The organism is Sphaerisporangium sp. NPDC005289 (genome assembly GCF_040607455.1).
Taxonomy (GTDB): domain Bacteria; phylum Actinomycetota; class Actinomycetes; order Streptosporangiales; family Streptosporangiaceae; genus Sphaerisporangium; species Sphaerisporangium rhizosphaerae.
This window is the reverse complement of record NZ_JBEXGS010000012.1, coordinates 86307-99528: the sequence shown is the minus strand read 5'-3', so window position 1 is coordinate 99528 and position 13222 is coordinate 86307. Positions and strand designations below refer to the sequence as shown.

Annotated in this window: 9 protein-coding genes; all 9 read right to left on the bottom strand. The window is 69.6% G+C overall.

What is annotated here, in order from left to right:
- Positions 1 to 26: 26 nt before the first annotated feature.
- Positions 27 to 998, bottom strand: coding sequence for an acetylxylan esterase (locus ABZT47_RS21850; RefSeq protein WP_354844867.1), 972 nt, complete (start codon positions 996 to 998; stop codon positions 27 to 29).
- A 43-nt stretch (positions 999 to 1041) separates the two neighbouring features.
- Entirely contained in the window at positions 1042 to 2187 is a 1146-nt protein-coding gene (gene dgoD / locus ABZT47_RS21845) for a galactonate dehydratase (protein ID WP_354844864.1), read from the bottom strand.
- Positions 2184 to 3434 (bottom strand): enolase C-terminal domain-like protein, encoded by a 1251-nt coding sequence (locus ABZT47_RS21840; protein WP_354844861.1) that lies wholly within the window; start codon positions 3432 to 3434, stop codon positions 2184 to 2186. The genes dgoD and ABZT47_RS21840 overlap by 4 nt, the downstream gene beginning before the upstream one ends.
- 63 nt (positions 3435 to 3497) lie before the next feature.
- Positions 3498 to 5720, bottom strand: a complete 2223-nt coding sequence (locus ABZT47_RS21835) for an FAD-dependent oxidoreductase (protein WP_354844859.1) — start codon at positions 5718 to 5720, stop codon at positions 3498 to 3500.
- Positions 5721 to 5741: 21 nt separating this feature from the next.
- Positions 5742 to 6581 (bottom strand): carbohydrate ABC transporter permease, encoded by an 840-nt coding sequence (locus tag ABZT47_RS21830; protein WP_354844857.1) that lies wholly within the window; start codon positions 6579 to 6581, stop codon positions 5742 to 5744.
- The gene (locus tag ABZT47_RS21825) at positions 6578 to 7528 is read right to left on the bottom strand and encodes a sugar ABC transporter permease (protein ID WP_354844854.1); all 951 of its coding nucleotides are present in this window, start codon (positions 7526 to 7528) and stop codon (positions 6578 to 6580) included. Before ABZT47_RS21825 ends, ABZT47_RS21830 begins: the two co-directional genes overlap by 4 nt.
- A gap of 6 nt (positions 7529 to 7534) precedes the next feature.
- The gene (locus tag ABZT47_RS21820) at positions 7535 to 8860 is read right to left on the bottom strand and encodes an extracellular solute-binding protein (protein ID WP_354844851.1); all 1326 of its coding nucleotides are present in this window, start codon (positions 8858 to 8860) and stop codon (positions 7535 to 7537) included.
- Positions 8857 to 9756 carry an NAD(P)-dependent oxidoreductase gene (locus ABZT47_RS21815; protein WP_354844848.1) on the bottom strand — a complete coding sequence of 300 codons (900 nt, stop codon included), beginning with the start codon at positions 9754 to 9756 and terminating at the stop codon, positions 8857 to 8859. Before ABZT47_RS21815 ends, ABZT47_RS21820 begins: the two co-directional genes overlap by 4 nt.
- Entirely contained in the window at positions 9753 to 12956 is a 3204-nt protein-coding gene (locus ABZT47_RS21810) for a sugar-binding protein (protein ID WP_354844846.1), read from the bottom strand. The genes ABZT47_RS21815 and ABZT47_RS21810 overlap by 4 nt, the downstream gene beginning before the upstream one ends.
- Positions 12957 to 13222: the final 266 nt, after the last annotated feature.

The window sequence follows — 13222 nt, the reverse complement described above, 5'->3', positions numbered from 1 at the left end:
CCGCCACCGGGTCGGCTGCGCCCCGCTCATCCGCTGAGCGGCTTGGCGGCGAATCTCAGCTTTTCGGCCTCTTGGAAGGCCTGGCCCCCTTCGTGGCCGTTGAACGGGTAGACACGGATCTGCTTCGGTCCGGCGTAGTGGTTGTACGAGGCGTACACGGTCGAGGGCGGGCAGATCTGGTCCATCAGCCCGACGGAGTAGAGAGCCGGGGCGTCGGCCCGTTTGGCGTGATTGACCGTGTCGAAGTACGAGAGGGTTCGCAGCACCTGATCCTTTTTGTCCCGGTGGACCTTGAGATAGCCGGTGATCTCGGCGTACGGCGAGGCGTCGGTGATGGCCAGGGCACGGGAGAAGTCGGCCAGGAACGGAACGTCGGGCATGGCGGCCACGAGACCTGACGCGAGGCCGGCCGCGGCGGTGGCGATCCCGCCGCCTTGGCTGGTCCCGGTGACGGCCACCCTGCTCGGGTCCACCGAGGGCAGTCGCCGTACGGCGTCGATGGCCCGGACCGCGTCGGTGAAGACCCGGCGGTAGTAGTAGGTTTCCGGACTGGCGATACCTCGGGTGGTGAAGCCCAGGGACGCGGGGTCGCCGGCGGGGTCGGGATCGGGTGTGTCCCCCTTGGGGCCTTTGGCGCCCTGGCCTCGAGTGTCCATGATGAAGTGGGCGTAGCCGGCCATGGCCCACAGAGGTCTCTCGTGCGGCAGGCCGCGGCCTCCGCCGTATCCGACGTACTCCACCACGGCGGGCAGTGGACCGGTGCGGGTGACGGGCAGGTGCAGCCATGCCTTGACCGGGTTGCCGGCGTAGCCGGCGAAGGTGACGTCGAAGGTGTCGATCAGCGCGAGCCCGTTGTCGGCCGCTGTGACGGTGAGGTTCAGCTGATGGGCGCGCGCTTCCTGGAGCGTCGCGGTCCAGAAGCCGTCGAAGTCCTCCGGCTCCGCGACGTCGGGCCGGTAGCCGAGCAGGCGGTCTTCGGGCAGGTCGAACAGTGCCATGTCATCTCCACGGTGGCTGGTCGGTCGGGCGCGGGATGGGTCGTCACCACTCGGTGAACGCGCCGTCCGGGCCGCGCCAGATGGGGGAACGGAACCGGTGGCCTCGTGCCGCCGCTTCGCGCACCGCCTTCTCGTCGACGTCGATGCCGAGGCCGGGTGCGTCGAGTCGCTCGACGTGCCCGTCGCGCAACCGCAGGACGTCGGTGTCGACGAGATAGTTCAGGCCGTCCTGGCCGTGGTGGTGGTGGAGGCCGAGAGCCTGTTCCTGGATGAGAAAGTTGGGTGTGGCCAGGTCGATCTGCAGGCATGCGGCCAGTGCGATGGGGCCGAGCGGGCAATGCGGGGCCAGGACCGCGTCGTACATCTCGGCGACCGCGGCGATGCGCCGGACCTCGGAGATGCCTCCGGCGTGCGAGAGGTCAGGTTGAACGACGGCCACACCGGCGTCCAGGACGTCCCGGAACTCGCGCCGGGTGTAGAGCCGCTCGCCGGTGGCGATCGGCGATGAGGTCGCCGTGACGATCCGGGCGATGTCGCTGGAGTACTCCGGTCGCAGCGGTTCCTCGACGAACAGGGGCACGTACGGCTCCAGCAGTGGCAGGAGGCGACGGCTGGCGGGGATCGAGGCCCGGCCGTGCAGGTCGATCGCCACGTCGTTGTCGGGGCCGATCGCATCGCGGACCTTGGCCAGGAGATCGACGACGGATCTCAGGCCCGCGGGGGTGTCCAGGAACGCCATCGGGCCCGGCGGTGCGATCTTGACGGCTGTGTATCCGGCTGCGATCGCCGTCGCGGCGGCTTCGGCGACCTGTCCGGCCGTCTCGCCGTACGCCCACCCGTACATCCGGACGCGGTCGCGTACCGGCCCGCCGAGCAGTTCGTGGACCGGCGCCCCGCGGACCTTCCCGGCGATGTCCCACAGCGCCTGGTCGATGCCGGCGACGGTGCTGGACAGTACGGGGCCCCCGCGGTAGAAGCCACCGCGGGTGAGGACCTGCCAGTGGTCCTCGATGCGCATCGGGTCGGCCCCGATGAGCAGGTCGGACAGCTCACCGATCGCGGCCCGGACGGTCTCGGCGCGGCCTTCCACGACCGGTTCGCCCCAGCCGACGACACCGTCGTCGGTGGTGATCTTCAGAAAGAGCCAGCGGGGCGCTACGAGGAAGGTCTCGACGCGGTCGATCTTCATGGGGCCACGATCCCGCCGTCGAGTTGCCGCACCTGGGCCGACCACCGTTCGTGGCGGTGCTCCACCGGCGGGTACTTGGCCGCCTCCGGCTCGTCGAGGTCGATGCCCCACCCCGGCGCGTCCGACGGGAAGAGGTAGCCGTCGCGGGGTGTGAGCGTGCCCGGGAAAACCGCGTGGACGGCCGATGAGTACTCGTGACCCTCCTGGATGACGAACGCCGCGCTGGTCACGTCGAGCGCGACGTTCGCCGCCGCGCCGACCGGGGACACGTCGGCCGGTGAGTGCCAGGCGGTGCCCACGCCGTGCAGTTCGCACAGGGCGACGAGCTTGCGCGCCGGGCTCAGGCCGCCGATCGAGGAGATGTGCAGACGCAGCAGATCGACGCCGCCACCGGTCACGAGCCGGGCCGCGTCGGCCACCGACGCCACCTGTTCCCCGGCGGCGATGGGCATGGGGGCGGCCGCGCGGACCTCGCCCAGCCGGTCGTAGAACTCGGGGGCGATCGGATCCTCCAGGAAGAACAACCGGTACTCCTCGAGCCGGCGGACCAATCCGACGGCCTGCTTGACGGTCAGCCGGGAATGGACGTCGTGCATCAGGTGCGGCTCGGGCCCGAGCACCGCGCGGGCCTGCGCGAACAGGTCCGGAGTGTCGCGCAGGTAGCGATGCACGTCCCACCCGCCGGGATGCGGGGTTCCGGTGTACTCACCGGGCGTGGCCGGAGCACCGTAGGTTCCGGCGCCGGGGCTGCCGACCTGCAGCCGGACGTGCCGGTAGCCCCGGGCGAGCAGGACCTGGGCCTGCTGCAGGGTGGCGTCGACGGTGGCCCCGCCGGCGTGCAGGTACGTGTCGGCCGCCGCTCGGACCCGCCCGCCGAGCAACTCGTAGACGGGCATGCCGGCCCGTTTACCGGCGATGTCCCACAGCGCCTGGTCGACGCCGGACAGGGCGTTGTTGGTGACCGGGCCGCTGCGCCAGTACGACGAGAAATGGATCATACGGAAGATGTCCTCGATGTCGGCCGGGTGACGGCCGACGAGCAGCGGCGCGACATGACGGTCGACGGTGGCCGCGACCGCGTGGAACCGCTGGGTGAACGTCGCGCATCCGAGCCCGTACAGGCCGGGGTCGTTGGTGTCGACCCGGACGACGACCAGCGGTACGCCCTCCGGGGCGGTGACGATCGACCGGACGCCGGTGATGCGCAGCCGGTCGCGGCCGGGCCAGGGCGCCTGCGTTTCCGGCATGGGATTGAGGGTCACGGACGTGACCTCCTGTTCGAGGATCGTTGCTCGGTGGACGGCAGACGGTCAGGCGTACGCCCGCACGGCGATCAGCTGGGCCGAACCGGTGCCGTTGGTGGCGGTGACGACGACCCTGATCCGGTCGGTCACGATCGGGGCCGCGAAACCGTGCGTGCGGCGCCGCTGCCGGTTGCCGGCCACGGATACGAGCGGTCGCCAGCCGGCTCCGGCGGCGCGGGCCTCGATCCGGTAGTCGCGCACGAGCGTCGGCATGAGCGTGAACGGCATCCGGTGATGGGGCAGATTGATCAGGTCCTCGTTGACGTCGTCGTTCGCGATGATCTCGATCCGGCTCACCGTCACCGGCTCCGCCCAGGCCAGCTGCAACCACGGCTCGCCATCCGTGGCGAGGGGCCGCGACGTCCACAGGTGTGGTCCGGCGAAGGGGCGCAGGTACCCGTCGACCACCTTGTCGGCCGAGTAGGCCGCGGTCGGACCGGTGCGCAGGCAGAAGGTACGGCGGCGCAGGGCGGCACTTTTCCACTCGAGCACCGGTTGCCGCTCCGTCAGGTCCGTCGCCGGCGGCACGTGGGTCAGGGAGAGCACGCCGGGGACGGCCGTGTCCGCGACGTGCAGGGTCACAGCGCGGTTGGCCCGCAACCGCAGGAAGGCGTTGCGCGCGGTGGGCGGCGTCCACTCCAGTGGAAGGCGGACCCACTGCCGGGCGCCCGCCACGACCGGGACCTCCGCGGTGTCGATCAGCGTGCCCGGTACGTAGTTCTGTCCGAGGCCGGGATCATGGAGTTCCACCACGAGCGTCGTGGTCTCGGCCGCGTCGGCGAGGAGTTCCAGGCCCGTCAAGACGGGATCGACCGGCAGCACGATGCCGGCGTCGGCGGTCAGCGGCCACGGTTCACCCGGCTCGGTCACCTCGATCCCGTCCAGCGTCGAGGACGCCGTCACCTGCGCCGCGCGGGCCTGATCGGCGGGGTCGGCGGCGGCCAGGCCGATGAGGGACGCGTCGGAGCGCAGCAGGGTCTGCTGCAGTTGGCCCACGTCGAGTTCGCGGGGGGCCACCTGGCGGTCGAGGCACAGGACGGCGGCGGTTCCCGCCACCTGGCCCAGCGTCGCGCAAGTGGCCATCACCCGGGTCGACCCGAACGCGATGTGGCTGGCCGAGATGTTGCGTCCGGCGAACAGCAGGTTCGTGGTGTTCACCGAGTACAGGCAGCGGTAGGGGATGTGGTACACGCCGTCCGGGTGCAGGTGTTTTGAGGCGGCCTCGGTCGCGTACATGCCCTGCGGGGGATGCATGTCGATGGACCACCCGCCGAAGGCGATCCGGTCGGGGAACTCCGTCTGGCCCATGATGTCGTTCTGGGTCAGCACGTAGTCGCCGATGAATCTCCGGTACTCCCGCTTGCCGGGGACGGCCCCGACCCATTCCAGGGTCATCGTGTCCGCGTCGAACCGGCCCGAGTTCTTGATGTGGTCCCAGATGCCGTAGATGACCGACCACAGTTCGTCCCGGATGACGTCGTTGTCGTGGACGGTGTCCAACTCCCCGCCGTACTCGATCCACCAGTACGCGGTGCCGTTGTCGCCGGCCCGGATGAGGCGCTGCTGCGGGATGCTCGTCCGCGTGATGTCCTTGGCGAACGACGGCGCCACATAGGTGACCGGCTCGCCGGCGTCCTTGGTGTAGAAGAGCAGGGTGCTGCCGAGGGTGATGTCGTCGGCCTCGGCGGGCGCCCAGGGCTCGCCGTACTCGCCGCGGGACTCACGGCCGATGCGGTACTCGGACCCGGCCAGGTGTCCGATCAGGCCGTCGCCGGTGCAGTCGAGAAAGATCGGCGACGAGAAGTGGATGAGCCGTTCCGAGCCCATCATCCACCCGGTGACGGTGTGGATCCGCCGCGCCTCGGGCGGCCCGTCCGCGTCGACGTCCCGGACGTCGGTGTTGAGATACAGGGAGATGTTCGGTTCCGCCCGGACGGCGTCGAGCACGACGGTGTCCCACACGTACGGGTTGCCCTGCGGGTTGCGGTACTGGTTCTCCACGAACAGCTCACCCATGATCCCGCCTTCGCGGGCGTAATGGTTGTCGCCGTGGCTCGTGGCACCGACCACCCAGACCCGGACCTCGCTGCTGGAATTGCCGCCCAGCACCGGCCGGTTGTTGATCAGCGCGACCGTCCGGCCGAGGCGGGCGGCGGCGATGGCGGCGCACACGCCGGCCAGACCACCGCCGACCACGGTGATGTCGTGCCCGGCGTGTTCAACACGCATTGCTGTGAGCCTCCGTCGGTGTCACTTGAGCCCGGTGCGGCTGAGCGCGGACAGGAACTGGCGCTGGAACACCAGGAACACGATGATCATCGGCACGACCGACGAGGTGGCGGCGGCCATGGACAGGCCACCGGCGAGGCCGCCGTCGCCGTCGACGAACCGGGTCAGGCCGACGGGAAGCGTGTAGTTCTCGTCGGTGGACAGCATGATCAGAGGTGTCTCGTAGCTGTTCCACGACCACACGAAGCCGAGAATCGCCAGTGCCGCGAGGACGGGCCGCGCCATCGGCAGGTAGATACGCCAGTAGATCGACCACTCGCCGGCGCCGTCGATGCGGGCGGCCTCGGCGAGTTCCCCGGGCACGGTGGAGAAGTGCTGGCGCATCAGGAAAGTGCCGAAGACGGTGAACATGCTCGGCAGGATCAGCGCCCACAGGGTGTCGTACAGGCCGACGGCCTGGAAGAACATGAACCGGGGCACGAGCAGCAACTGGGTCGGCACGATCGAGGTCGCGATGTAGAGCAGGAAGAGACGGTCGCGACCTTTGAACCGCATGCGGGCGAAGGCGTACCCGGCGAGAGAGGACGTGAACAGCTCGCCGGTGACGGCGACGGTCGCCACGATCACCGAGTTCCCGAAGTAACGCAGCAGGGGCGGGTCGCCGGCCCACACGTCGACGTAGTTGACCCACTGCACCGGGTCGGGAATCCACCTCACCGGAAGCGTGAACACGTCGATGTTGCGTTTGAGCGAGGCCGAGATCATCCACAGCAGCGGGAGGGCGAAAAGCACCGCGACCGCCCACATGACACCGCTCAGCATCCAGGTGCGCGGGCTCCGGGCACGACGACTGCGGGTCATGTGTAGAGCCCCCGTCCCTTCTGGAACCGCCACATCAGCAGCGTCAGCAGCAGCACCGCGGCGAACGTGACGACGCCTATCGCCGCGGCGTAGCCGAACTTGTAGGCCTGAAATCCGGACTGGTACATGTAGTAGGCCAGCACGGTGGTGGACTCTCCCGGGCCACCGCCGGTCAGGAAGGCGATCAACCCGAACCCCTGCGACGTGCTGATGAACGAAGTGATCCCCAGGAAGGTGGTGGTCGGCATGAGGCTCGGCCATGTGACCGTGCGGAACCGGCGCCACGCGCCGGCGCCGTCGATCATCGCCGCCTCGTGCAGGTCCTGGGGCAGTTCCTGCAGAGCGGCCAGGTAGATCACCGCTTGGTAGCCCATGCCGGCCCACACCTGGACGAGCACGAGCGCCGGCAGAGCCCAGTCCTCGGACACCAGCCAGGTCGGCGGCTCGGACAGACCCAGGAACCGCAGGGCCTGGTTGAGCAGCCCGGCGCTGGGGTTGAGCACGAGCAACCAGACCATGCCGATGGCGACCGTGTTGACCATGCTGGGTACGAAGAACACGACCCGCAGCGCGGCCCGGCCGACCAGCGGCCGGTTGAGGGCCAGGGCGAGCAGCAGGCCGAAGGCGATCGACAACGGAACGCCGAGGCCGGCGAAGAACACCGTTCGGCCCAGGGCTTTCCAGAACTTGGGGTCGGCGAACAGGTCGGCGAAGTTGTCCAGGCCCACCCACTCGATCCCGCCCAGGCCGGACAGCACGTTCCATTTGGTGAACGCGATGCCCAGCCCGGCCAGCATCGGCCCCAGGGTGAAGGCGATCAGTCCGAGAAGATTGGGGGTGATGAACAGCCACGGCAACCAGGAACGGACCCCGGCCGGCAGGCGCCTCTTCTCCCGCGCGGCGGGCGGTACTACCGGTGACCGGGCCGGGCCGGCCAGAGTCTGCATGTGTCTCTAACCCACCTTTTTGATCGCCGCGTCGCACTGTTGCTTGGCGGTCCGGGCCCACTCGTCGAGGCTGATGCTTCCGAGCAGGACCCGCTGGTTGAGCCCGTTCATGATCGTGGCGATCTCCGCGTGCGCCGTTTGGATGGTGTCCACGGGGATCCGCGCGTCCGAGGTCAGCAGGTTGGTCACCAGTGACCGCTCGTCGAACAGCTTCGCCGCGTCGGGTCCGCCCAGATCGGCGGCCAGTACGGCGGTGTCACCGCCGGGGAGCGACGGGAGCCTGCCGCCGGGCACCATGCGGGTTGCGCCTTCGCCGAGCCAGAACTGCAGGAGCGTGAAGGCGGCGTCCTGGTGGGCGGACTTCTTGGTGATGGCCACGTTGTCGCCGTAACCACCGGTGTTCCAGAACGGCACGCCCTTCTGCGGCGCCGGCAACGGCAGCAGGATGGTCTGGAAATCGTGCGGATATTCCTTGGTGTCCTTGATGTAGCGCAGGACGAACGGCTGGGAGATCCACATGCCCACCCTCCCCGTGAGGAACGGGGTCTGGGCGAACGCGTCCCACTTCTGCGCGACGATCTCGGTCATCGGTACGGCGGATTTCTCGGCCATCATGTCCAGCCGGAGCTGGAAGTTCTCGCGGAACGCCGGGTCGTCGAAATTGGACTCACGGCCGCCGGCCTTGTAGGTGAAGTCCGGGCCGAGCTTCTGGCGGGCCAGGTCCGGCGGGGTGAGACACCCGTACACGTCCTTGCCTGAAAGCTCTTTCGCGATCGCGCGGAAGTCGGCGGCCGTCCAGTCCTCCGGGACGGTGATGCCGGCCTTGTCGAGCAGGCTCTTGTTCGCCAGCACCGTCTCCACGCTGCGACTGGCCGGGACGGAGTACGCCTTACCGTCGAAGAAGTTGTTGCTGGCCGGTTCCGCGCCGGGGGCGAAGGCCTTCAACGTCGCGTCACCGGCGATCCGGTCGGTGAGGTCGGTCAGCAGACCCGCCTCGACGCGTTTGGCCAGGGCCGAGCGCGCGTACGACACGACCACGTCGATCTCGAGACCGCCCTGCAGCGCGGTGTCGAGCTTGAGGTTGCCCTGATCGTCGTTGACGTAACGGGTGTACTTGACCTTGATGTTCGGGTGCTTCGCGGTGAACGCGGCGAACAGGGCGTCGGGTCCGCTTTCCGGTGGGACTCCGCCCCACACGTTGAGGGTCACCGCGCCCGTGTCGTTGCCCGTGTTCTTGGACTCGCTGTCTTTGCCGCAGGCCGCGAGCAGGGCGGCGGAACCCAGTCCGGCCGCGCCCGCGAGCAGGCGCCGACGGCTGATCGTATATGTCATGGCGACACTTCCTGATGTGGGGGTGGTGGTGCCTGTCCGGGGAGGGACAGCGGGAAGAGGTGTTCAGGGGTGAAGCCGAGCAGCCGCGTGGCCCGGCCGGTGTCGATGGCGACGCTCCGGCCGGTGAATCGCGTCCGCCGGGGCACCCCTGGCAGGTGTTCGTCCAGCAGCGCCTCGGTGTCGGTGGCGCTGAGGGTGTCGGGGGCGGCGACGAACACCGCGTGGAATCCCGTCACGGGGGCGGTGAGGGCCAGCAGGCCGGCGCGGGCGGCGTCGCGGGTGTCCAGATACGCCCACAGCTCCTTGGCCCCCCACTCCGGGTGTTCGGCGTAGTAGCGGGCGTAGGTGTCGAACTGGTCGCCGGGACCGCCGAGCAGCGGCAGGCGCAGTGCGACGACGGTCATCCCGTGCCGGCGGGCCATCATGGCGCCGACCGCCTCGTCGGTCTGCTTCGACAACGCGTACGGGTCGGCCACCTGCAGCGGCATGTCCTCGTCGATGGGCAGGTAGGCCGGTGTCCGCGGGTGCGGCGACCAGGGCAGGCCGGTCACCGACAGGCTGCTGGCGATCACGACCCGCGTGACACCCTGCTGGGCCGCCTCCTCCAGCACGGTGAACGTCGCCCGGGTGTTGGTGGTGAACACCTCGTGCGGCGTCCCGAGAGTGGGCGCGGGGATCGCCGCGCAGTGGAAGACGGCGTCGACCCCCGCGAGGGCGTCACGTACCACGGTCGGGTCCCCGGCGGATCCGGTCACCATCCGGCCCGCCCGGGTGTCGCCCGGGTCGTGCAGGTCGAGGCCGGTGGTGGGGATGAGCCGGTCGGCGAACAGGGTCAGCGCCGCACGTCCCAGCCGGCCGGCCGCACCGGTGACCAGGATCCGCCGGGGCCCGCTCACGGTGCCATCACCTGCACCGGCCGCATCTCCGCGGTGTTCTTGGTCAGGACGATGCCGCCGCCCCACTGGATCCAGCCGGCCCGGCCGATGCCGTCGTCGTCATCGTTGACCACGAAGGACAGGGCGACCGGTGCGGTGGGCGGACCGGTGAGCCCGAGCGCGGACCAGGGCACCGACACGCGGTAGGAGGTGGTAGTCCCGTTCCGGGTGATCGTCGCCGTCGCGCCGGGCGTCGCCCCGGCCGATCCGCCCGCCGGTGGCGTGAAGGTGTACACGGCCGGACCGGTGCCCAGCAGCGCCGCGCCGATCTCGACGCGGGCGGTCGACCGCCCCGGAAGGTCGGGGCTTATCGCCAGCTGGATGGAGTCGCCGTCCCACATGCCGCCGGCCGTCTTCGTCTGGGCGTGGACGTTGTCGGTCACGTCGGCCGTCAACCACAACGCGTCAGCGGTGCGGGTGAGCTTGACGGTGCCCGACAGGTCCGACACGCCGCCGTAGGGAACCCGCCGGTAGTCGACCGCGCCGTCGGCCGCCAGATTCACCGGTACGACGGCGTTCTGCCCGTCGGCCTCGATCGGGTTGAAGCCGACGGTCCCAACGGCTCGGAACGCGCCCAACTGTGCCGTGTCGACGCGCACCGACATGTCGTAGGACTTCCACGGGACGATCCCCGCGACCGGGATGTCGACCGAGGCGACGGAGTTCGGCGGGACCGGGGCGACGCCGGTCGCCGTGCCGCTCTGCGTCCCCACCGTCCAAGCGATCTGGGAGACGTTCAGGGGCGTCGCCGATTTGTTGTTGGTGATCTTCACCCGCAGCGAACCACCGACCGGCCCGACCGACGTCACGATCGGATCGACGGTCGCCACCACCGGATCGGTGATCATCGCGTCGTCGCGCAGCAGGATCGACGCCGATCCTCCGGAACCGGCCCGCACGAGCACCGTTCGCGGGCCCTTCACCGTGCTGCCGGGGACGGTGACGGTCTTCGTTCCCGTCTGCCCGGCCGGCGCGTTCACCGCGTAGGTCTTGTCCTGGATCTGGAAGTTGGTCCACGTGCCTCCCCCACCGTGGGTCCGGTCCACCTTCAGCGTCACCGGGATCTCGTCGCCGACCGCGACCGTGTCCGGAACCGAGACGGAGTACACCACCGGGTCGGCCACCGCGACGGCCGTCGGCTTGCCCCGGGTGAAGATCGGGTGCTCGGTCAGGTCCAGCGTCACCTTGCCCTGCAGGGGTTCCAGGGTGTTGGACCGGCCGTAGGCGTTGGTGACCGTGAGGGGGGTGGTGGTGCTCAGCTCGACCTGGGTCGGCTTGGTCGCCCACATCACCCGGACCGGCGCCTTGCCGGTTCCCCCGGTGAACTCGTACGAGTAGACGCCCGACCCCAGGTTGTCGGCGGCATGGAAGTCCAGGCCGGCCAGCTGGCGGATCATCACCGACTGCGCGACCAGTGCCGGTTTCGGGGTGTAGGCGGTCATTCCCAGGTACCCGGGCCGGCGCATCACGCCGAAGTTGTACTCCTGGTTCGACGCGGTCGTGCCGTCGTTGAGGAAGTCGTACCAGTAGTAGCGGCTCGCCCCGTTGGCCACGGCCAGGCCGGCCGCCCGGACGAGGTAGTCGCCCTGCTGCAGTTCGGTGACGCCGCCGCCGGTGTGGGTCGGGAATCCGTTCTCGGTGATGTCGATCGGCATGTCGCGACCGTTGTTGTAGCGGCGGATCAGATCCCTGAACGTCGGGATCAGGGTCACGCCGCGGATCTCCGGCGGGGACGGGAAACCGTAGAGGTGCGCGCTGAAGCGATCCATGTACTGCAGGCCGCCGATCTGGAACAGCTCTTCCCACCACGCGGGTCCGCCGCCGGCCGGCGCGACGACCTCGGCCTGCGGGTGGTCGGCCTTCACCTTGGCGTAGGTCGCCTTCAACAGGGGCAGGTAGCACTGCGGGGTACGACCGCACAGGCCGTTGTTGAAACCGCCGTCGAACTCGTTGTACACCTCGACCTTGTTGGTGCCGGCGAGGTTGAGTATCGCCGAGGCGTAGGCGGCGAAGGCGGCGTGGCCCTCGGGTGTGCTCGGCGTCTTCCCGCCGTCGTAGAGCGGATTGGCGAACGCCGCGACCAGAAGAGGCTGCATGCCGTTGGCGGCCAACCCGTTGATGAACGGGGCGCCGTAGCTGGGCATGGTGTAGGTGCCGGCGGTCTTCTCCACATGCTGCCAGGACAGGGCGTCGCGGACGTGGGTGTAGCCGACCTTCGCCATCGTGGGGATGAGACCGGGCGGGTCGCTCTGGGAGAAGTGGGTTCCGACCCCCCACGGCGCCCCGGGCCGCCGGGCGTCGGCGGGAAGCGCGTCCAGCAGTGCCACCGGCGTGTACCGGGTGACCGCGAGTCCACCCACCTCGGCCGTGACGCCGAGGGTGTAGTAGCCCGGCTTGACCGCGGCGAGGTCGACCGTCGCCGTGCCGCCGGACACCGCGGCCGTGCCGCCGGCAGCCGGCACGCCCTGCTCGTCGGCGGCCGTCCAGCTCACGGTGGCCGCACTGGAGGTCACCGGGATCGTCCGCGGCTCGGCGCCGCTGAAGACCAGGTTGCTCGCGGTCACCCGGACCGCCTCTGCGTCACTGAAACTCACCGACACGTCGGCCACGCACAGATCGGTGGCCGACCGTCCGAGCTTGCTGTCCCAGGAGGCGATGCGGAAGTCCGCGCCGGACGGCATGTCACCTTTGAATTCGGCGTCGGCCAGCTGGAAGACATAGGACCGCCAGACGTTCCCGCCCGTCAGCGGTACGGCATCGCCGGCTTTGAACTGATTCGTGGCGTCGTACTGGATCGTGAAGTGTCCGGGGCCGGCGTCGAAGTAACTGACCTTGACGAAGGCGTACCCGGTGGTGGCCGGCTGCCGAGCGGCGTCGACCCGGAAGTAGAGGAAGTCATTGGTGACCGGCGTCTGCGTGGTGGTCCAGCAAGAGCGTCCGCCCCGCTCGGTGGCCGCCGCGGAGACCTGGCCGGAGGCGTCGCCGGGATTACCGGCCATGCCGTTCCACTGCGGGGTCGCCGAGAGCACCGCGGAGGCCGCGGGCGTGTCGGCTAACGCTGGACGCGCGACGCCGATCAGGGGCAGACCGATGAGAACGGCCAGTCCCATCGCGACGCGCATCCACCACCTAGGGGAGTGCGCGTTCGAGAGTCGTGTCAAGGTCATCACCTCTCGGCTCAGCCACGGTCCGCTCGTCGGCGCAACGTCGTCCGTGACTTGGATGCGTGGCGAGCCCGACCGGCTCGCCACGGTTCGCAGCGTGTGGCGCCCTTCCGTCCATGGCGGCAGCCCGCCGGACCCACCCCGTGATGGGGGAAACCGACCTGGGCAGCGGTCATCGCGCCTGCTGGAGCAGGGTCGACTGCGGCTTCAGGCGAGGTCGTTGGTCAAGTGCGGCGAGCGTAATGGTGCAGTAATAGCACCGT